Below are 18,282 nucleotides of genomic sequence, written 5' to 3' on the forward strand. Positions count from 1 at the left end.
GGAAGTCACATTTCCGCCAATGGGCCGCGACTGTGGCTGCTGCGCCACCTCATCCTCTTGCGCAGGGCGGGGCGTGGCGCGATGGTCGGGGCATGGAAGAGTGCATGGACCTGACCGGAAAACTGCTGATCGCCATGCCCGGCATGGGTGACCCGCGCTTTGACAAGAGCGTGATTTACCTGTGTGCGCATTCGCCCGATGGGGCGATGGGGCTGATCGTCAACAAGCCGGCGCATGACCTGTCCTTCTCGCATCTGCTGGCGCAGCTGGGGGTGCAGCAGGGGCCGGGCGGGGCCGATATCCGCGTGCATTTCGGCGGGCCGGTGGAGCATGGGCGCGGCTTCGTGCTGCATAGCGCGGACTATCCGGGCGGGGATGCGACGTTGCATGTGGATGCGCGGTTCTCGATGACGGCCACCATGGATATTCTGCAGGCGATTGCCGAGGGGCAGGGGCCAGCGCGGTTCATCATGGCGCTGGGCTATGCGGGTTGGGGGCCGGGGCAGCTGGAGTCGGAGATCTTGCGCAACGGCTGGCTGACAGCCGAGGCGGGGCCGGAACTGGTGTTTTCGGCGCAGAACTCGGCCAAGTGGGAGCAGGCGCTGCGGACGCTGGGGGTGGACCCGGTGGGGCTGTCGGCTTCGGCGGGGCGGGCGTAGGGGCGCTACGCTTGCCTTCCAGAATTTCGGCCGTCGACGAAATTCTGATGTGACCGCCCTCCGGGGGCGGGCACATGCGTGCCCACCTTGGCGGTCTCATCAGAATTTGGCACTGCCAGTCCAAGCGGCACCCCCCTTGCCCTGCGGCTTGCGCCTTCGGGCAACCGGCGCGGTCGGCTTGCCACTGGCAAGCCGCCTGATCGCGCCGGGGCGCCAGTTTCGGAAGTCGCGCGCAAAACGGACGTGCTTTCAATGGGCGGCATTCCGGCCCCGCGCTTGACCCTGCGAGAGCCATTGGCTAGGCCGGTGCCCGACGCTTTTCGCAGTTTGGCCGGGCGGCGCTGCGCTGCTGGCCCTTGGAGGACATATGGCAAATCCCTCGATCCTTATCCTGGCCGGCGACGGCATCGGCCCCGAGGTCATGGCCGAGGTCAAGAAGATCATCGGCTGGTTCGGCGACAAGCGCGGCATCGGCTTTGATGTCGAGGATGATCTGGTGGGCGGGTCTGCCTATGACGTGCATGGCACGCCGCTGACCGATGCGACGATGGCCAAGGCGCAGGCCGCGGATGCGGTGCTGCTGGGCGCTGTCGGCGGGCCGAAATATGACGTGCTGGATTTCAGCGTGAAGCCCGAGCGGGGCCTTTTGCGCCTGCGCAAGGAGATGGACCTGTTTTCCAACCTGCGCCCGGCGCAGTGCTTTGACGCGCTGGCGGATTTCTCTTCGCTGAAGAAGGAGGTCGTCGCGGGCCTCGACATCATGATCGTGCGCGAGCTGACCTCGGGCGTGTATTTCGGCGAGCCGCGGGGGATTTTCCCGGACAATGAAGGCGGGCGCGTGGGCGTGAACACGCAGCGCTATACCACCGAGGAGATCCGCCGGGTGGCGCGGTCGGCCTTCGAGCTGGCGCGGCGGCGGGGCAACAAGGTCTGCTCGATGGAGAAGGCCAATGTGATGGAATCGGGCATCTTGTGGCGCGAGGAAGTGCAGTGGGTGCATGACAACGAATACCCGGATGTCGAGCTGAGCCACATGTATGCCGATGCCGGGGCGATGCAGCTGGTGCGTTGGCCCAAGCAGTTCGACGTGATCGTGACCGACAACCTGTTCGGGGATCTGCTGTCCGACTGCGCCGCGATGCTGACGGGGAGCCTCGGGATGCTGCCCTCCGCCAGCCTTGGGGCGCCGACGGCGACGGGTCGGCCGAAGGCTTTGTACGAGCCGGTGCACGGCTCGGCGCCGGATATTGCCGGGCAGGGCAAGGCCAACCCGATCGCCTGCATCCTCAGCTTTGCGATGGCGCTGCGCTATTCGTTCGATCTGGGTGAGGAAGCGACGCGGGTTGAGCGGGCGGTGGAAGCGGTGCTGGCGGATGGCGCGCGCACGGCGGACCTGATGGGGCCGGAAGGCGGCGTGCCGGTGAGCACGGCCGAGATGGGCGACCTGATCGTGAAGGCGCTGGACGCCAGCCTTTAACTACTGCGCGTAGTGCGCGATCCGTTCGGCGTGATGCGCCGAGCGGGTCAGCCAGCGCGAGGCGTCGGTGAGGTCGAAGACGCCCTCGGGGCTGACGAGACCGGCATGTTCGCGCAGCAGGGCCGAGCGGCGCAGGCGATGGGCGCGGTGGAGGATGGTTGCTTCGAGCCGGGCCAGTTGGCGGGCGGTCGCCGGGTCTCGCGGGGCATTTGCGGCGCGTGTGAGGGCGGCGCCGAAGGCGGCAGCGGGGCGGCGCAGTACCGGGTCGCGGGGGAGAAGCGCAATGCGCTCCGTCTGTGCGGCGCGGTGGGCGAGGCGCTGCAGGTGGTCGAAGCGGTGCAGCGCGGCGGAGCGGCGGGCGAGGGTGGCGGCGTCGCCTTCGGCCACGCGGATGCGGGTCAGGAAGGATTCGAGATCGTCGAGGGCGGGCCCAAGCAGGGGCGTCAGCTCCTCGAGTGGGGCGGGATCGGCTGACGGGCCGAGCCGGGCGCCGAGGGCGGCGCAGAGCGCCGAGGCGATGGCGTCGGACGCGGCCCCAGCGGCATCGAGTGCGGCGCCGGGATCGGCCAGCAGGGCGGGGTCCAGCTTCTGGGTCAGGCTGGGGCCGCGGCCGGGCACAAGGCGCTCTATCAGCCGGGCGAAGGGCGCGGTGAGGGGCAGCATCAGCATCACCCCTAAGAGGTTGAAGGCGGTGTGGAAGGCGACCAGCGCGGCAGGCGCGTCGCCCCCGGTCAGCACCGCCATGGCGGGCGCGGCCCAGCCGACCACGGCGAAGGCGGCAAGTCCGGTCACCACATTGTAGGCGACATGGGCCATGGCGGTGCGGCGCATGTCGCGCGAGCCGCCGATGGTGGCGATCAGCGACTTGAAGGTGGTGCCGATATCCATGCCGATCACCATCGCCGCCGCCTGCGGCAGGGAGATCGCGCCCGAGGTCAGCAACACCAGCGCCATCGCCACCCCGGCGCTGGAGGACTGGATGACCAGCGTGACGCCGATGCCGATGCCCAGAAGCGCCAGCCGCCCGGCCAGCGTGTCGCCGGGCAGGCGGTCGAAGACCATCCAGGATTCGAAGGCTCCGGTGCCCTGCTGCATCAGGTCGAAGCCCAGGAAGATCAGGCTGAACCCGGCCAGCAGCGTGCCGGCCCGCGCCCAAGGACCACCCGCCAGCGCCCGCAGCAGGGCCGCCGCCAACAGCATCGGCAGCGCCGCCGTTCCCAGCTGCAGCTTGACCCCCAGCAGCACGACCATCCATCCGGTGATCGTGGTGCCGACATTGGCCCCGTAGATTATGCCGATGGCCTGCGGGAAGGTCAGCAGCCCGGCCCCGACAAAACCGATGGTGGTGACCAGCACCGCACTGGAGGATTGCACCACGGCGGTGGCGGCGGCCCCGGTCACCGCGCCCGAGAGGGGCGAGGTGGTGAAGCGGCGCAGCGCCTCGCGCAACTGGCGGCTGGCGAGTTGGCGCAGGGCGTCGGTCATCATCTGCATCCCGAGGATGTAGAGGCCGATGCCGCCGGCCAGCAGCAGCAGGTTTTCCGTCATCGGTTTCGCTCCCTCGGGCAGCAGTGATCGCCGCGCCGCCTGCAGGATCGCAGAGCGGGGAACCCGGGGCAAGAATGCTGCGTTTGCGAAAGGGACGCCGCGGCGGCAAAGGCGCGTTGAGTTGCCGGGGCAAATCTGGCAGCACGGGCGGAGACGGTCGCCCGGAGCGAATTGGCCCGGCACCCAGCGAAGGAAGGCAATCACCATGGCGATTGGCAATTCAAGCCTGCGCGGCGCGGTGCTGGCGCTGGCAGCCATGGGCATCTATGCCACGCATGACGTGGTGGTGAAGCTGCTGGGCGAGGACTACTCCGCCATCCAGATCGTGTTCTTCGCCGCGCTGATGAGCTTTCCGGTGGTGTCGGTGGTCCTGCTCAGCGACCGGACCTCGGGCACGCTCAGGCCGGTGCATCCGTGGTGGACCCTGCTGCGCACCGTTTGCACCGTCACCTGCGGGGTGACGGCCTTCTATGCGTTTTCGGAACTGCCGCTGGCGCAGACCTATGCGATCTTGTTCGCCACGCCGCTGCTGATTACCGTGATTGCCATTCCGCTGCTGGGCGAGACGGTGCGGCTGCGGCGCTGGGCGGCGGTGATCTGCGGGCTGGTGGGGGTGATGGTGGTGCTGCGGCCGGGCTCGACCGAGCTTGGCAGTGGCCATCTGGCGGCGCTGATCTCGGCCATGACCGGGGCGCTGGCCTCCGTCATCGTGCGCAAGATCGGCAGCGAGGAACGGTCTGTCGTGCTGCTGCTGTTCCCGATGGTGGGCAACTTTCTGGCGATGGGGGCGCTGCTGCCCTTCGTCTATCAGCCGATGCCGTTGGCGCATCTGGGGCTGATCTGCATCATCGCGCTGTTCGGGATTGCGGGTTCGCTGCTGGTGATTGCCGCCTACCGGTCTGGCGAGGCGGTGATCGTGGCGCCGATGCAATATTCGCAGATCCTGTGGGCGACGGGCTATGGCTGGTTCCTGTTCGATGAGCGGCTGGACGGCGGCACCGTGCTGGGCGCGTCGATCATCATCGGCTCGGGCCTGTACATCCTGTTCCGCGAGAGCCGGTCCGATGCGTCGCAGAACCAGCCGGTGCTGCAGACGCGGCTGCGGCAAGAGACGGTGACCACCCCGCGCGCCGGGCTGCTGCAGCGCATCTTGCGGCTGGGCGGCGACCGCACGATGACCGGCTCGGGTAGTGGGCGCGGCGCTTAAGGGGCGTGCGATGCCCCTTGCAAATGCGCGCGAGACCCGGTAACTCGCCGCTCACGGTCGGAGCGTAGCGCAGCCTGGTAGCGCACCTGCTTCGGGAGCAGGGGGTCGGAGGTTCGAATCCTCTCGCTCCGACCAATGAAATCCCGGGGCTTCCGATGGGATTTCGCATTTGGGACGGTGACCGCCTTCATGGTGGGCGGGACGTCCGGCTTGATCTGATACAGACATCGATTGTTCAATCTTCGCGGTGCGTCGCGCTGTCGGTATTGCAGGGGATGCGGGATGAAATTCGCCTATCTGATAGAGCCGCCGTTCAATTACCGGGATGCTTCGGGTGCGGTGCTGGGCCATGACGTCGAGATCGCACGGCATGTGTTTGCAGAGCTGGGTGCGCCGTTCGAGCCGGTGGAGGCCGAGTTCGCGCAGCTTCTCCCCGGGCTTTCGGAGGGGCGCTGGCAGATGACGACGGGCCTTTTCGCAACGGCGGAGCGCCGACGGGTTGCGGCATTTACCCGTCCAATCTGGGCGCTGCCGGACGGGTTGCTGGTGCGCCAGGGCAATCCGCTGGGCCTTGTCGGCTATCGCTCGGTGGCTGCGCATGGGTCGGCGGTGCTGGCGGTGATCCGTGACCAGATCCAGCACCGATCCGCCGCTGAATTTGGGGTGCCGGAAGAGCGGCTGCGGATTTTCGAGACCTATGCCGAGGCTGCCGACGCGGTGCGGGACGGGCACGCCGATGGCTATGCCAGCGTTGCCCGCGCCCATGCGGGGTTCCTGGCACAGAACCCGGGCTGGGGGCTTGAGGCGGTGGACGTGCCCTATGCGGAGAAGCCGCCGGCGTTCGGAGCCTTCGCTGTTGCGCTGGGGGACCGGGAGCTTCTGGGGCGCGTCAACGAGGTGCTGGCCAGGTTCCTTGGCTCGGCGGAGCATCGCAGCGTGGCGGAAGGGTATGGCTTTTCGGATCGTGAGGTTGATCTGGTGAGCGAGGCCAAGGCTGCCGGAACGGCATAAGGCCCGAGCCCCCGCCTTTGCCAACCCCCCGCCGCGCTGCTATGCCAAGGTGGAACCCTTGGCCGGAGGACCTATGCTGCGATTGTTCGGGCGCAAGCGCGCCATTACCCGGATCGGGCTGGTTCCGCCGGTGGCGCAGCCGGGGCGGGCGGGGCTCGCGCTGGTGTTGATCGTGCGGAACGAGGCGCGGCATATCGGGGAATGGGCGCGGTTCCACGCGGCGGCGGGGGTTTCGCGTTTCATCGTCTATGACAATGGCTGCACGGATGGCACGCTGGAGGCGCTGGAGGCGGCGGTGCCGGGGATGGCTGTGGTGATCCCGTGGGACCAGAAGCTGCTGGCGGGGACAGCCGAGATCCACAATCAGGTGCTGGCCTATGCCCATGCCACGCGCAACTTTGGCGGGGCGTTCCGCTGGATGAGCTATCTGGATGTCGACGAGTTTCTGGTGCCGAAGCGGGCGAACAGCCTGACGGAGGCGCTGGCGCATCTGGAAGGGTGCCGGAATATCAGCCTGCCCTGGCACATGTTCGGCCGGAACGGGCATGGGGAGGCACCGGAAGGTGGGGTGGTGGCGAATTACACCCGACGGAACCCGGATCCGATGAGCGCGGCCAAGGGCCTTAGGAACTTCAAGATGATCGTGGACCCCTGCCATGTGACGGCGATCCGGGTGCATACGATCTGGACGGGTGGCAGCGATGCGACCTGCAATGACCGCGGCGAGCAGTTCAGCGCGGCGGGGCGCGAGGCGGCGGCGTTCTATTCGGCGGATCATATCCAGTTGAACCATTACTACACGCGGTCCGATGCAGAGCTGCGCGCCAAGATCGCGCGGGGGCCGAACCTGACGACGCCCGATGCCGACCATCTGCGCCGGGTGATGCGCAAGGTGGCGCACATCGAGGCGGGCGAGATCGAGGATCGCAGCGCGCCGGAGTTTCTGGCGCGCAGCGGCCGTTGAGGGCGGTTGTTCGCGTTTGCGCGTCCGGCAGGGGATTTCTTTCCTTTTGCGGGGCAGGGCAACACGGGGGCTGAAATCCTGTTCCGGTTCGACTATCTCGGAGGGGACAGCGAATCTTTACAGGAGAGCCGAACATGGGCCTGCGCATCAACGATATCGCCCCCGATTTCACCGCCGAGTCGACCGCCGGCACGATCAAGTTTCACGACTGGATCGGCGACAGCTACGCCATCATCTTCTCGCATCCGAAAGACTTCACCCCGGTCTGCACTACCGAGTTCGGCGCGGTGGCACAGCTGGCGGGCGAGTTCGAGGCGCGCAAGACCAAGGTGATCGGCGTGTCGGTGGACAGCGTCGAAGAACATCACAAGTGGATGGCGGATATCGAGAAATTCGCGGGCGTCCCGGCTAACTTCCCGATCATCGACGATACCTCGCTGACCGTGGCCAAGGCCTATGACATGCTGCCGGCCGATGCCTATCTGCCCGACGGCCGCACCCCGGCGCATTCGGCGACCGTGCGCACGGTGTTCATCATCGGGCCGGACAAGAAGGTGCGGCTGACGATGACCTATCCGATGTCGGTGGGCCGCAACTTCGCCGAAGTGCTGCGCGCGCTGGATGCGGTGCGGGCGACGGATGGCGTGCCGTTCGCCACCCCGGCCAACTGGGTGCCGGGGCAGGACGTGATCGTGGCGCTGTCGGTTCCGACCGACGAGGCGACGGCGAAATACGGCGAGCTGGACATCAAGCTGCCCTATCTGCGGTTCGCCAAGGCGCCGGCCTAAGACTTTCCTGAAAATTCAGGATTATGTGAAGGCCCCCGGTGACGGGGGCTTTTGCATGTTCAGCGTGGCGGGATGGCCGGGCCCCCAGATGCGCGCGGCATCGCGGGCCAGCAGCCGCGCCTCGGCCGCGTCAAGCCGGGCGCGGGCACGGGCCTCGCATCCGGTTTCGCGCAGGGCGCGCTGCCAGAGGCGCAGCAGGGACGCCGCGCTCCACGGCAGGGCGGCGGTGGCGGCCCAGTCCCGCAAGGGAGGGGGCAGGCGGTCATGCGCGGCCATTGGCGCGGCGCGAGAGCGGCAACGCAGGCTGCTGGCGAGGTTGCGGCGCATCGTCAGGCGCCCTTCTTCCATGCCGGGAAGGGGTCGGACATGTGCTTCCAGTCGCGCGGCCGGAAATCGGTGGCGGGGACCAGCGCGGCATCGAGCGCCGCGGTGATTGCGGCGCGGTCCATGCCCGAACCGATGAAGACCAGTTCCTGCCGGCGGTCGCCCCAGGGGTCGAGCCATTTTGCCTGCAACTCTGCCATCGCCTCGGGATGCTTGGGCCAGCGGGCTTTCGGGACGCTGGCCCACCAGCCGCCAAGCGGTGTGATGGAGGAGACGGCCCCGGCCAGCGAATACTCCACCGCCCAGTCGGGCCTTGTCGCCAGCCAGAAATGCCCCTTGGCGCGGATGACGCCGGGCAGGTCGCCGGTCAGCACCGCATGGACGCGGGCGGGATCGAAGGGCTGGCGCGCACGGTAGACGAAGGAGGAAATGCCGTATTCCTCGGTCTCCGGGACATGATTGGCGAAGCCATAGAGTTCCTTGGCCCAAAGCGGATGCTCATGCGCCCGGTCGAAATCGAAGCGACCGGTGTCGAAGATCTGGCCGGGGTCCACCGCGGAATGATCGGTCTCGATCAGCAGCGCATCGGGGTTGAGGGCGCGGACGATGCGGCGGGCGGCCTCGGCGCGATCGGGCCCGGCATCGGTGATCTTGTTGAGGATCACCACATCGGCAAATTCCATCTGGTCGGTGAGCAGGGTCACGAGGGTGCGGTTGTCGGCATCCCCCAGGCTCTCGCCGCGGTCCGTCAGGAAGTCATGGCTGGCGAAGTCCTTCAGCAGGTTGATCGCGTCGACCACCGTCACCATCGTGTCGAGCCGGGCGACATCGGACAGGCTGCCCCCCTCCGCGTCGCGGAAGTCGAAGGTGGCGGCGACGGGCAGCGGTTCGGCGATGCCGGTGGATTCGATCAGCAGGTAGTCGAAGCGCCCCTCGGCAGCGAGGCGGCGCACCTCGACCAGCAGGTCATCGCGCAGGGTGCAGCAGATGCAGCCATTGGTCATCTCGACCAGCTTTTCCTCGGTCCGCGACAGGCCGGCGCCTTCGCGCACGAGGTCTGCGTCGATGTTCACCTCGGACATGTCGTTGACGATCACGGCGACGCGGCGGCCGGAGCGGTTGTTCAGGATGTGGTTGAGGAGGGTCGTCTTGCCGGCGCCGAGGAAGCCGGAGAGGACGGTCACGGGCAGGCGGGGGTCGGTGGCGGTGGTCATGGATGGGCTCCCGGAATGATCCGGAGCTTCTAACATGATGTGTTATAACATTACAATCGATAGTGAGTGGGGAGGATCACGCTGTTGCCGGACCAACGCCGCGCCGGATGATCGCCCGTTCGGAACCAGCGGCGGGCGAGGCGGTTGTGATGGCAGGTAATATGAGGAGAAACGCAATGCCTATCCTTCTTTGGCTGCTGGGCGTCCCCGGCGTGGTGATCATCATTCTGCTGCTCATGGGCGTGTTTTAAGGCGCCTCTGATGCAGTCCGTTGGCGCCCTGCGTGCCGACGTGAAAAGGCCCCGGCAGTCTCTGCCGGGGCCTCTCTATTTGCTGCTGCAGCCTTAGGGTTAGGCTTCGTCGGAGTCGCTGATCTCGGCGCCGGTGGTCTGGTCGACCATCCGCATCCCGAGGCGCACCTTGCCGCGATCGTCAAAGCCCAGCAGCTTCACCTTCACTTCCTGACCTTCGGTCAGGATTTCATTCGGGTGCTTCAGGCGCTGCTTGGAGATCTGCGAGACATGCACAAGGCCGTCGCGCTTGCCGAAGAAGTTCACGAAGGCGCCGAAATCGACCAGCTTCACGACCTTGCCGGTGTAGATCTTGCCTTCTTCCGGCTCTGCCACGATCGACCAGATCATGTCATAGGCCTTCTTGATCGACTCGGAGTTGGCCGAAGCGATCTTGATGACGCCATCGTCGTTGATGTCGACCTTGGCGCCCGACACTTCCACGATCTCGCGGATGACCTTGCCGCCCGAGCCGATCACTTCACGGATCTTGTCTGTCGGGATCGTCATCGTCTCGATGCGCGGGGCATGGGCCGAGAATTCCTGACGGCCGGCAGCCAGCGCCTTGGCCATCTCGCCCAGGATGTGCAGACGGCCGTCCTTGGCCTGTGCCAGCGCCTGTTCCATGATGGCGGGGGTGATGCCCGCAACCTTAATGTCCATCTGCAGCGAGGTGATGCCGGCTTCGGTGCCCGCAACCTTGAAGTCCATGTCGCCGAGGTGATCCTCGTCGCCAAGAATGTCGGTCAGCACCGCATAGCGGCCGTCATCTTCCAGGATCAGACCCATCGCCACGCCGGCAACCGGAGCCTTCAGCGGAACGCCGGCATCCATCATCGACAGCGAGCCGCCGCAGACAGAGGCCATCGAGGACGAGCCGTTCGACTCGGTGATCTCGGACACGACGCGGACGGTGTAGGGGAAGTCGGTCGCGGCGGGCAGGACGGCCTGCAGCGCACGCCATGCCAGCTTGCCGTGGCCGATTTCGCGGCGGCCCGGGCCAGAGACGCGGCCAACTTCGCCGACGGAGTAGGGCGGGAAGTTGTAGTGCAGCAGGAAGTTCGACCGGCTGTTGCCGTGCAGCGCGTCGACGATCTGTTCGTCATCGCCAGTGCCGAGCGTGGTGACCACGAGGCCCTGCGTCTCGCCGCGGGTGAACAGCGCCGAACCGTGGGTGCGCGGCAGGATGCCAACTTCGGCCACGATCGGGCGGACGGTCTTGTTGTCACGGCCGTCGATGCGGGCGCCACCGTTGATGATATCGCCGCGCAGGATCGAGGATTCCAGCTTCTTGAACGCCGAACCGAGGTTCGCGTTGGCAAGCTCTTCGTCCGACAGCGCGGCCTTGGCGGCGGCGCGGGCGGCGTCGATGGCGGTGGTCCGCTCTTGCTTGTCCTTGATAGCGAAGGCGGCGCGCATCTGCTTTTCAGCAGCGGCTTTCACCTTGGCGTAGAGGGCGGAGTAGTCCGGAGCCTGGAAGTCGAAGGGCTCTTTCGCGCTGTCTTCGGCGAAGTCGATGATCATGTCGATCACCGGCTGCATCGCGTCATGACCGAACTTGACCGCGCCCAGCATTTCCTCTTCCGACAGCTCGTAGGCTTCGGATTCGACCATCATAACGGCGTCCTTGGTGCCGGCGACAACCAGATCGAGCCGCTGCTCGGGGTTGTTGCGCAGCTTGTCCATGTCCTGCACTTCGGGGTTCAGGACATAGGCGCCATTAGAGAAGCCGACGCGGGCCGCGCCGATCGGGCCCATGAACGGCACGCCGGAAATGGTCAGCGCCGCCGAGGTGGCGATCATCGCGACCATGTCGGGATCGTTGACCAGATCGTGCGACAGCACGGTGCACATCACCAGCACTTCATGCTTGAAGCCGGGGACGAACAGCGGGCGGATCGGCCGGTCGATCAGGCGCGCGGTGAGGGTTTCCTTCTCGGAAGGCCGCGCCTCGCGCTTGAAGAAGCCGCCCGGGATCTTGCCGGCGGCGTAGTATTTTTCCTGGTAATGAACCGTGAGCGGGAAGAAGTCCTGGCCCGGCTTCGGTTCCTTGGCGAAGGTCACGTTCGCCATGACGCTGGTCTCGCCCAGCGTGGCGACGACCGAGCCATCGGCCTGACGCGCGATCTTGCCGGTTTCCAGCGTGAGCGTTTCATTGCCCCACTGGATGGATTTCCTGATAACGTTGAACATTCAAATTCCTCTTGGGAGCTCTCCCGGCCCCTGCCGGGTCTCCCGATGTCTGGCGGCCCCATTGCCGCCGCCCCTATCCTTTGCATGTGCCCGGGGCCAAGGGCGTCACGTCGCAGATAGCGCGGGCCCTACAGGAAAATGGCCGAGATTGGAAGCGGGGAGTTTGCGCGCACCCCGGCATTGGCCAATGTCCGCAGGGTCGGTGCCGCCAGGGCCCAAACGCAAAACGCCCGCACCTTTCGGCGCGGGCGTCGTGTCGAACCCTTGGGTCGCGGTTAGCGACGCAGGCCCAGACGCTCGATCAGCGACTGGTAGCGGGTCTGGTCCTTGCCCTTGACGTAGTCCAGCAGCTTGCGGCGCTGAGCCACCATCATCAGAAGGCCACGACGCGAGTGGTTGTCCTTCTTGTGGGTCTTGAAATGCTCGGTCAGCGTGGCGATGCGCGAGGTCAGGATCGCGACCTGAACTTCGGGCGAGCCGGTATCGCCGGGCTTGGTGGCGAATTCGCTGACAAGGCGGTTCTTTTCTTCGACGGTGATCGACATCGGGATCTCCTGTTACGGAAGGGTTATGGCGCAGGCCGGGATGTCGTCCAGCAAGGCCCTTGGAGGCTGACCGCCGAGCGTGGCGGATGCGCGCGTATAGGGGAATTGCGCCCGGAAGGGAAGCGGGTTCTGCGGGGGTGCTTTGGCGCGCCGGGCGATCAGGCCGCCAGCGCGCCGCCGCCGGGAAAGCCGGTTTCCAGAATTTCGGGCGTGCCGATCAGCAAGATGTCACCGGCGGTCAGGTTTGCCGCGCCGGTCACCTCGGCAATGCGGATGCCGTCGATCAGCACATGGGCGGTGTCGCCTTCGGTTTCCACCGTCACATCGGGGTCGGGATGGGCCTCGGGGTCGTAGGCCAGCACGATCTGGTCCTCTGCCGGGTCGTAATCGGCGATGACCGCCACCGCCTCGCCGCCCATCAGCCAGTCGCCCAGAACGAAGGTGTCGGCATCCTCGCCGCCCGAGCCTGTGTCGCCCGCGCCAAGGATCAGCGTGTCGTCGCCGCGCCCGCCGTTGAGGAAATCCGCATCCTCGGCGGAATCGTCGGCCGGATCGGCTGGGACGCCGACCAGCGTATCGTCGCCGTCATTGCCATAGAGCACGTCACGCCCCGCGCCGCCGTCGAGGTGGTCATCCCCGAGGCCGCCTTCGAGGCTGTCATCGCCGGCCTCACCGCGGAGGGTGTCATCGCCCTCGCCGCCGATCAGGTGGTCGTTGCCGTCCCCGCCCAGCAGGATGTCATCGCCCTCATGGCCGGCAAGCCTGTCATCGCTGGCCTCGCCCAGCAGCAGGTCATCGCTGGCCTCGCCCAGCAGCAGGTCATCGCCGGCCTGGCCGTGCAGGCTGTCGTCGCCCTCGCCGCCCAGCAGGATATCGTCGCCCCCGGCGCCGTGCAGATCGTCGTTGCCGGCGCCGCCAACCAGCAGGTCATTGCCCGCGCCGCCGTTCATCTGGTCGTCGCCATCCAGCCCCTGCAGCGTGTCATCGCCCTCGCCGCCCGCAAGGATGTCATCGCCCGGCCCGCCGGTGATATCCTGCCGGGGAGCGGTGCTGGCGAGCTCCGGTTCGGGGTCGTCCGTGTCCGGCCCATCGGGTTCAAGGTCGCCGGTTTCCGGCTCAGCCTCGTCCGGCAGGTCGTCCTCCCAGCCGGTTTCCTCGCCGGCCTCGGGCGCGTCGTCCCATTCGTCCCACAGATCGCCGGGCCCCTCGTCCTCGTCATCGCCGCTGCCTTCCGGCATCTGATCTTCCTCGTCCTCGTCCTCTTTCCGAGACAGGAACGAAAAATCCATCATCGACCCGGCCACCACCAGGCCGAGCAGTCCCGTCAGCATAAGCATGACGCCCACCCCGTTCCTTGCGCCCCGAGGCAATGCCCCGAGGCCCCACTTCACCCGGGATCAGCGAACGCGATTCGGCTTTCCGAAAGGACAACGCCGTTAACCACTGGGCGCGATTTCGGGAGAGGGATCAGAGGTTGAACACGCGGCTCGGATGCAGTTCGCCGGCCTTGTAGATGCCCACGGCGACCGGCTGGCCGTCATGGCTGGCCCAGGCCTCGTCGCCGTATTCGACGTCGGAGGCGATCACCATGCCGGGGTTGCCGTTGCGCAGGCGCGCCGCGCCTTCGGCGGTGGCGCGCAGTTCGGGCAGATCGGCCAGCCCGGTTTCCAGCGGCAGCAGATGCGCGTCCAGCTCCGGCGACTGCGCCAGTTCCTCGATGCGCTCAAGGCTCAGGCCGTCTTCAGCGTCGAAGGGCCCGGACCATGTGCGCCGCAGCATCAGCACATGGCCAAGGCAGCCAAGCGCCTGCCCCAGATCGCGGGCGATGGAGCGGACATAGCCGCCCTTGCCGCAGACCATTTCCAGCTCGACATGGCCCTCATCGGGGCGAGAGAGGAAGGTGAGGCTTTCCACCCAGAGCGGGCGGGCGGCAAGCTCCATCTCCTCGCCCTCGCGGGCGAGGGCATAGGCGCGCATCCCGTCGACCTTCACGGCAGAGAATTGCGGGGGAATCTGCATGATGTCGCCGGTGAAGGCGGGCAGGGCGGCGAGGATCTGGTCATCCGTCGGGCGCAGGTCCGAGGTGGCGATCACCTCGCCCTCGGCATCGTCGGTGTTGGTGGCCGCCCCCAGCCGCACGGTGAAGCGGTAGCATTTCAGCGCATCGGTGATGTAGGGTACGGTCTTGGTCGCCTCGCCCAGCGCCACCGCCAGAACGCCGGTCGCCGCCGGGTCGAGCGTGCCGGCATGGCCGGCCTTCGCGGCGCCAAAGGCCCAGCGGACCTTATTCACGACCGAGGTCGAGGTGATGCCGGCGGGCTTGTCCACCACCAGCCAGCCAGAGATGGCCCGGCCTTTCCTGCGTCCCATGATCTGATCCCCTTTGCGGCAAGGCGCGACTGCTAGCGGCGCGGGCCGGCTTCGTCAATCGGTGGGTGCAAGAAGCCCGACGATCGGCCCCATCGGGCGGCCGCCCTGATCGCGGCCAAGCTCGGGCGCGTAGATCCGCGAGATGCTGCCGTCGAGATAGAGCGCCTCGGGCGTGTCCAGCACGTCACGGAAGAAGCGGCCGAAGCTGTGGAAGTTCACCGCGCCTTGCGACAGGGCGAAGCGGGCGGTCTGGCCATCGGCGCTGACGCCGACGCCGTTGCGGATGTAGGTCGAGTCGGAGTCGACCAGGAACCGCGGATGCAGTTCGCCGCCGATCACCAACATCGGGCCGGATTGGGTGGCATGGGTGCAGGCGGGCGGATTGGCGAGGAAGGCCTTGGTTTCCAGCACCGCAAAGCTGCCAGGCTGGATGCAGAAGATGCCATTCGGCAGCAGCCCGAAATTGCCGCCGCCGCCGCCGGTCACGGCGCCCGACTGCGTCTCGCCGTTCTCGATATGCAGGCCCACCGCGCTGCGGTCGGCGTGATACATGCCGGCATTCATCGCGAAGACGACTTCGCGCCCCTCGGCGGCGGCTAGCTCACGCAGCCGTTCAAAGCTGCCGACGGGGCGGCCATCGGGCGCGGTCAGCCACAGCCGCAGGTCGGCGCCGGCGGGCACGTCGCAGACGGTGTAGCCCACGCCTTCGAAGCTGGTGTCCTGGCAGGTCTGGGCTTGGGCCATTCCGCCGACGGTCAACAGCAGCGCCAGGGCCAGCGCCTTACGCGTCTTCGTCATCGTCCGGTTGCGCGATGTCGCGCTGCACGGTTTCGTCGGCAAACAGGCGGCGGGTCTCGTCCATGCGGTCGAAGGTTTCGTCCAGCACGAAGCGCAGCTGGGGCGTGAACTTCAGCGTCATGTTCTTCGAGATCAGGTGGCGCAGCTCGCCGGTATTGCGGCGCAGGGCGGCCAGCGCCTCATCCGCGAACTTGCCGCCAAGGGGCAGCACATAGGCGGTGGCGACCTTCAGGTCGGTGGACATCCGCACCTCGCCCACGGTGATCGAGATCCGCTCCAGATCTGGGTCATGCACGTCGCCGCGCGCCAGAACGTCCGACAGGTTGCGCCGGATCAACTCGCCGACGCGAAGCTGGCGCTGCTTGGGGCCTATGCCCTGGGAAGTGCTTTTGGATGCCATTCCCCGCATGTAGGGCATGAAAGCCGCTGCCGCAACGGGGTTCGGGCGCAACGGGCTTTGCCAAGCAGGCGCGCGCGCGGTAACTGGGGGCGAACCGATAGGAGAATGCCATGACCGATCTGCCGGGTATCGTCGTCACCGGAGCCTCGGGCCGGATGGGCCGGATGCTGATCGCCGCGGTCGCAGCGTCGGACAAGGCCCGGCTGGTCGGCGCGCTGGAGCGCGAGGGGCACCCCTGGGTCGGGCAGGATGCCGGCGTGGCGATGGGCGGCGCGCCTTTGGGCGTGCTGGTGACCGATGACCCGCTGGAGGTCTTCGCCAAGGCGCAGGCGGTGATCGACTTCACCGCGCCCGAGGCGACGGTCGAGTTCTCGGTGCTGGCCGCGCAGGCCCGCGCCGTGCATGTGATCGGCACCACCGGGCTGGAGCCGGCGCATCTGGCGAAGATCGCCGCCGCCGCCCGCCATGCGGTGATCGTGCGGGCCGGGAACATGAGCCTTGGCGTCAACCTGCTGACGCAGCTGACGCAGCGCGTGGCGGCGGCGCTGGATGCCGACTGGGATATCGAGATCGTCGAGGCGCATCACAACCGCAAGGTCGATGCGCCCTCGGGTACGGCGCTGATGCTGGGCGAGGCGGCGGCGGCGGGGCGCGGCGTCGATCTGGCGGCGGTGTCGGACCGCGGCCGCGACGGGATCACCGGGGCGCGGCTGCCGGGCCATATCGGCTTTGCCGCGATCCGCGGCGGCGATGTGGTGGGCGAGCATGACGTGATCTTTGCCGCGGCGGGCGAGCGGATCGTGCTGCGCCACATCGCCACCGACCGCGCGATCTTTGCCCGCGGCGCGCTGAAGGCGGCTCTGTGGGGGCAGGACCGCATCCCCGGCGAGTATGACATGCTGGACGTGCTGGGGATATGATCCCTTAGAAGTCGATGGCGATGCCCTTCTTCTCCCAGTCGCCATAGCGCACCGGCTCTGGCCCGTCGCGCCCGCCAAGCTCGGGGGGCAGGGCGGGGCCGGTGGCGGCACGGCGGCGCTCTTCGGCCTCGGCCAGGGCGCGAAGGGCGGCGGGCGGCAGATCGGGCCGCAGATCAGTCGGGGGTGCGTCGGTCATGGCGGGTTCCTTGTATCGTCGCACCCTGTGATATACGCGGGCCGACGATGGGAACAAGGTTCCCGAGCAATTCAGGGGGCGCAGCGCGCATGAGCAAGGACGCACATTCGGCCCGCGCGGCCGCGGCGGATCTGGTGGCGGCAGTCACGGGCGAAGGGCAGCTGCTGTCCGACGCGCTGGGGCAGGGCGCGCTGACCGCGCTGGCCCCGGCCGACCGGGCGCGGGCGCAGCGGCTGGCGACCGAGACGCTGCGGCAGATGCCGCGGGCCGATGCGGTGCTGAAACCCTTCCTGCGCCGCTCTCCCCCGGCCCCGGTGCTGGCGGTGCTGCGCATCGCCACGGTCGAGATGCTGGCGCTTGGCGCCGCGCCGCATGGCGTGGTGGGGGCAGCGGTCGATACGCTGCGCGCCGGCGGGATGCGGACCGACAGCTTCGCCAGCCTTGGCAATGCGGTGCTGCGCAAGGTCGCCGCCACCGATCCGTCCGTCTGGGAAACGCTGCCGGTGCCGGAGCTGCCGGGCTGGCTGCGCGGGCGGCTGATGTCGGCCTGGGGCAAGCCCGCCACCCGCGCGATGGAGGCGGCGCATCTGGCCGGCGCCCCGCTGGACCTGACGCCGAAGGATGGCGATGCCGAGGCCTTGGCCGCGCGGCTGGGGGGCGAGGCTTTGCCGGGCGGTTCCGTGCGGCTGACCGCGCCGGGGCAGGTCAGCGAGTTGGGCGGCTATGCCAGCGGCGACTGGTGGGTGCAGGACGCGGCGGCGGCGATGCCGGCGCGGCTGCTGGCCGCGCAGGCGGGCGAGCGGGTGGCAGACCTTTGCGCCGCGCCGGGCGGCAAGACGCTGCAACTGGCGGCGGCGGGGGCCGAGGTCACTGCGCTCGACATCTCGCAGGGCCGCATGGACCGGGTGGCCGAGAACCTTGGCCGCTGCGGGCTGGCGGCGAACCTCGTGGTCGCCGATGCGCTGGACTGGCAGCCAGAGGCGCTGCTGGACGCCGTGCTGCTCGACGCGCCCTGTTCGGCGACCGGCACCATCCGCCGCCATCCCGACCTGCCGCATGCGAAGGGCGGCTACGGGCTGCGCGAGCTGTTCGCGCTGCAGGCGCAGATGCTGGACCATGCGCTGACCCTGCTGCGGCCGGGCGGGCGGCTGGTGTTCTGCACGTGCTCGCTGCTGCCCGAGGAAGGCGAGCAACAGATCGCCCATCTGCGCGACAGGCACCCGGATCTGGTGGCCGACGTCGCGGCAACCGACCTGCCCTGGATCGCGCCGGAATGGCGGGCGGGGGACGGGATGCTGCGCCTGCGGCCGGATTTCTGGGCAGATCGGGGCGGGATCGACGGGTTCTTCATCGCCTGCCTGCGGCTGCCGGGGTGAAC

At 67.8% G+C, this 18,282-nt stretch carries 19 protein-coding genes and 1 tRNA gene; 10 read left to right on the forward strand and 10 right to left on the reverse strand.

Going from position 1 to position 18,282, the window contains the following annotated elements:
• Positions 1 to 104: 104 nt before the first annotated feature.
• Both Q8S30_RS15710 and leuB read left to right on the forward strand, forming a co-directional pair.
• A complete protein-coding gene (locus tag Q8S30_RS15710; RefSeq protein ID WP_305667036.1) occupies positions 105 to 659 on the forward strand; it encodes a YqgE/AlgH family protein in 555 nt (184 codons plus the stop codon).
• Between the two features lie 367 nt (positions 660 to 1,026).
• Positions 1,027 to 2,136 carry a 3-isopropylmalate dehydrogenase gene (gene leuB / locus Q8S30_RS15715; protein WP_305666969.1) on the forward strand — a complete coding sequence of 370 codons (1,110 nt, stop codon included), beginning with the start codon at positions 1,027 to 1,029 and terminating at the stop codon, positions 2,134 to 2,136.
• Here the strand turns inward: leuB and Q8S30_RS15720 are convergent, their stop codons facing one another.
• Entirely contained in the window at positions 2,137 to 3,684 is a 1,548-nt protein-coding gene (locus Q8S30_RS15720; RefSeq protein WP_305666970.1) for a Na/Pi cotransporter family protein, read from the reverse strand.
• Positions 3,685 to 3,889: 205 nt separating this feature from the next.
• Between Q8S30_RS15720 and Q8S30_RS15725 the strand changes: the two genes are divergently transcribed.
• The 5 genes from Q8S30_RS15725 to Q8S30_RS15745 all read left to right on the forward strand — a co-directional run bounded on the left by Q8S30_RS15725 (position 3,890) and on the right by Q8S30_RS15745 (position 7,654).
• On the forward strand, positions 3,890 to 4,891 hold the full coding sequence (locus Q8S30_RS15725; protein ID WP_305666971.1) for a DMT family transporter: 1,002 nt from the start codon (positions 3,890 to 3,892) through the stop codon (positions 4,889 to 4,891).
• Positions 4,892 to 4,949: 58 nt separating this feature from the next.
• Positions 4,950 to 5,026: transfer RNA gene (locus Q8S30_RS15730), tRNA-Pro, on the forward strand.
• A 147-nt stretch (positions 5,027 to 5,173) separates the two neighbouring features.
• The gene (locus Q8S30_RS15735; RefSeq protein ID WP_305666972.1) at positions 5,174 to 5,902 is read left to right on the forward strand and encodes a transporter substrate-binding domain-containing protein; all 729 of its coding nucleotides are present in this window, start codon (positions 5,174 to 5,176) and stop codon (positions 5,900 to 5,902) included.
• Positions 5,903 to 5,975: 73 nt separating this feature from the next.
• Complete coding sequence (locus Q8S30_RS15740; RefSeq protein WP_305666973.1) at positions 5,976 to 6,866, forward strand: glycosyltransferase family 92 protein; 891 nt, start codon at positions 5,976 to 5,978, stop codon at positions 6,864 to 6,866.
• A 134-nt stretch (positions 6,867 to 7,000) separates the two neighbouring features.
• Entirely contained in the window at positions 7,001 to 7,654 is a 654-nt protein-coding gene (locus Q8S30_RS15745; protein WP_305666974.1) for a peroxiredoxin, read from the forward strand.
• 21 nt (positions 7,655 to 7,675) lie between these two features.
• On the opposite strand, the gene Q8S30_RS15750 is transcribed toward Q8S30_RS15745, so the two are convergent.
• Both Q8S30_RS15750 and Q8S30_RS15755 read right to left on the reverse strand, forming a co-directional pair.
• Entirely contained in the window at positions 7,676 to 8,002 is a 327-nt protein-coding gene (locus Q8S30_RS15750; RefSeq protein WP_305666975.1) for a DUF6525 family protein, read from the reverse strand.
• Positions 7,984 to 9,192 (reverse strand): GTP-binding protein, encoded by a 1,209-nt coding sequence (locus Q8S30_RS15755; protein ID WP_305666976.1) that lies wholly within the window; start codon positions 9,190 to 9,192, stop codon positions 7,984 to 7,986. The genes Q8S30_RS15750 and Q8S30_RS15755 overlap by 19 nt, the downstream gene beginning before the upstream one ends.
• A gap of 107 nt (positions 9,193 to 9,299) precedes the next feature.
• Here Q8S30_RS15755 and Q8S30_RS15760 point away from each other — a divergent pair, with 107 nt between their 5' ends.
• Positions 9,300 to 9,443 (forward strand): hypothetical protein, encoded by a 144-nt coding sequence (locus Q8S30_RS15760; RefSeq protein WP_305666977.1) that lies wholly within the window; start codon positions 9,300 to 9,302, stop codon positions 9,441 to 9,443.
• A 99-nt stretch (positions 9,444 to 9,542) separates the two neighbouring features.
• On the opposite strand, the gene pnp is transcribed toward Q8S30_RS15760, so the two are convergent.
• The 6 genes from pnp to rbfA all read right to left on the reverse strand — a co-directional run bounded on the left by pnp (position 9,543) and on the right by rbfA (position 15,788).
• Positions 9,543 to 11,675, reverse strand: a complete 2,133-nt coding sequence (pnp, locus tag Q8S30_RS15765) for a polyribonucleotide nucleotidyltransferase (RefSeq protein ID WP_305666978.1) — start codon at positions 11,673 to 11,675, stop codon at positions 9,543 to 9,545.
• Between the two features lie 275 nt (positions 11,676 to 11,950).
• A complete protein-coding gene (gene rpsO / locus Q8S30_RS15770) occupies positions 11,951 to 12,220 on the reverse strand; it encodes a 30S ribosomal protein S15 (protein ID WP_305666979.1) in 270 nt (89 codons plus the stop codon).
• Positions 12,221 to 12,378: 158 nt separating this feature from the next.
• The gene (locus tag Q8S30_RS15775) at positions 12,379 to 13,557 is read right to left on the reverse strand and encodes a calcium-binding protein (protein WP_305666980.1); all 1,179 of its coding nucleotides are present in this window, start codon (positions 13,555 to 13,557) and stop codon (positions 12,379 to 12,381) included.
• A gap of 130 nt (positions 13,558 to 13,687) precedes the next feature.
• Complete coding sequence (gene truB / locus Q8S30_RS15780) at positions 13,688 to 14,590, reverse strand: tRNA pseudouridine(55) synthase TruB (protein ID WP_305666981.1); 903 nt, start codon at positions 14,588 to 14,590, stop codon at positions 13,688 to 13,690.
• Positions 14,591 to 14,644: 54 nt separating this feature from the next.
• Positions 14,645 to 15,388, reverse strand: a complete 744-nt coding sequence (locus Q8S30_RS15785; protein ID WP_371135534.1) for a phosphodiester glycosidase family protein — start codon at positions 15,386 to 15,388, stop codon at positions 14,645 to 14,647.
• Entirely contained in the window at positions 15,372 to 15,788 is a 417-nt protein-coding gene (gene rbfA, locus Q8S30_RS15790; RefSeq protein ID WP_371135535.1) for a 30S ribosome-binding factor RbfA, read from the reverse strand. The genes Q8S30_RS15785 and rbfA overlap by 17 nt, the downstream gene beginning before the upstream one ends.
• 110 nt (positions 15,789 to 15,898) lie before the next feature.
• Here rbfA and dapB point away from each other — a divergent pair, with 110 nt between their 5' ends.
• Entirely contained in the window at positions 15,899 to 16,708 is an 810-nt protein-coding gene (gene dapB / locus Q8S30_RS15795; RefSeq protein ID WP_305666982.1) for a 4-hydroxy-tetrahydrodipicolinate reductase, read from the forward strand.
• Positions 16,709 to 16,712: 4 nt separating this feature from the next.
• Here dapB and Q8S30_RS15800 read toward each other — a convergent pair whose 3' ends face one another.
• On the reverse strand, positions 16,713 to 16,904 hold the full coding sequence (locus tag Q8S30_RS15800; protein ID WP_305666983.1) for a DUF1674 domain-containing protein: 192 nt from the start codon (positions 16,902 to 16,904) through the stop codon (positions 16,713 to 16,715).
• Positions 16,905 to 16,993: 89 nt separating this feature from the next.
• On the opposite strand from Q8S30_RS15800, the gene Q8S30_RS15805 reads away from it, so the two are divergent.
• A complete protein-coding gene (locus Q8S30_RS15805; RefSeq protein WP_305666984.1) occupies positions 16,994 to 18,280 on the forward strand; it encodes an RsmB/NOP family class I SAM-dependent RNA methyltransferase in 1,287 nt (428 codons plus the stop codon).
• Positions 18,281 to 18,282 lie beyond the last annotated feature (2 nt).

The organism is Frigidibacter sp., assembly GCF_030695035.1.
Classification (GTDB): domain Bacteria; phylum Pseudomonadota; class Alphaproteobacteria; order Rhodobacterales; family Rhodobacteraceae; genus Frigidibacter.

Excerpts from the sequence above, each read along its gene's own strand:
- Q8S30_RS15710 (WP_305667036.1), top strand. The coding sequence starts at position 105 with ATGGACCTGACCGGAAAACTGCTGATCGCCATGCCCGGCATGGGTGAC.
- leuB (WP_305666969.1), top strand. The coding sequence starts at position 1,027 with ATGGCAAATCCCTCGATCCTTATCCTGGCCGGCGACGGCATCGGCCCC.
- Q8S30_RS15720 (WP_305666970.1), bottom strand. The coding sequence starts at position 3,684 with ATGACGGAAAACCTGCTGCTGCTGGCCGGCGGCATCGGCCTCTACATC.
- Q8S30_RS15725 (WP_305666971.1), top strand. The coding sequence starts at position 3,890 with ATGGCGATTGGCAATTCAAGCCTGCGCGGCGCGGTGCTGGCGCTGGCA.
- Q8S30_RS15735 (WP_305666972.1), top strand. The coding sequence starts at position 5,174 with ATGAAATTCGCCTATCTGATAGAGCCGCCGTTCAATTACCGGGATGCT.
- Q8S30_RS15740 (WP_305666973.1), top strand. The coding sequence starts at position 5,976 with ATGCTGCGATTGTTCGGGCGCAAGCGCGCCATTACCCGGATCGGGCTG.
- Q8S30_RS15745 (WP_305666974.1), top strand. The coding sequence starts at position 7,001 with ATGGGCCTGCGCATCAACGATATCGCCCCCGATTTCACCGCCGAGTCG.
- Q8S30_RS15750 (WP_305666975.1), bottom strand. The coding sequence starts at position 8,002 with ATGGAAGAAGGGCGCCTGACGATGCGCCGCAACCTCGCCAGCAGCCTG.
- Q8S30_RS15755 (WP_305666976.1), bottom strand. The coding sequence starts at position 9,192 with ATGACCACCGCCACCGACCCCCGCCTGCCCGTGACCGTCCTCTCCGGC.
- Q8S30_RS15760 (WP_305666977.1), top strand. The coding sequence starts at position 9,300 with ATGATCGCCCGTTCGGAACCAGCGGCGGGCGAGGCGGTTGTGATGGCA.
- pnp (WP_305666978.1), bottom strand. The coding sequence starts at position 11,675 with ATGTTCAACGTTATCAGGAAATCCATCCAGTGGGGCAATGAAACGCTC.
- rpsO (WP_305666979.1), bottom strand. The coding sequence starts at position 12,220 with ATGTCGATCACCGTCGAAGAAAAGAACCGCCTTGTCAGCGAATTCGCC.
- Q8S30_RS15775 (WP_305666980.1), bottom strand. The coding sequence starts at position 13,557 with ATGCTTATGCTGACGGGACTGCTCGGCCTGGTGGTGGCCGGGTCGATG.
- truB (WP_305666981.1), bottom strand. The coding sequence starts at position 14,590 with ATGGGACGCAGGAAAGGCCGGGCCATCTCTGGCTGGCTGGTGGTGGAC.
- Q8S30_RS15785 (WP_371135534.1), bottom strand. The coding sequence starts at position 15,388 with ATGACGAAGACGCGTAAGGCGCTGGCCCTGGCGCTGCTGTTGACCGTC.
- rbfA (WP_371135535.1), bottom strand. The coding sequence starts at position 15,788 with ATGGCATCCAAAAGCACTTCCCAGGGCATAGGCCCCAAGCAGCGCCAG.
- dapB (WP_305666982.1), top strand. The coding sequence starts at position 15,899 with ATGACCGATCTGCCGGGTATCGTCGTCACCGGAGCCTCGGGCCGGATG.
- Q8S30_RS15800 (WP_305666983.1), bottom strand. The coding sequence starts at position 16,904 with ATGACCGACGCACCCCCGACTGATCTGCGGCCCGATCTGCCGCCCGCC.
- Q8S30_RS15805 (WP_305666984.1), top strand. The coding sequence starts at position 16,994 with ATGAGCAAGGACGCACATTCGGCCCGCGCGGCCGCGGCGGATCTGGTG.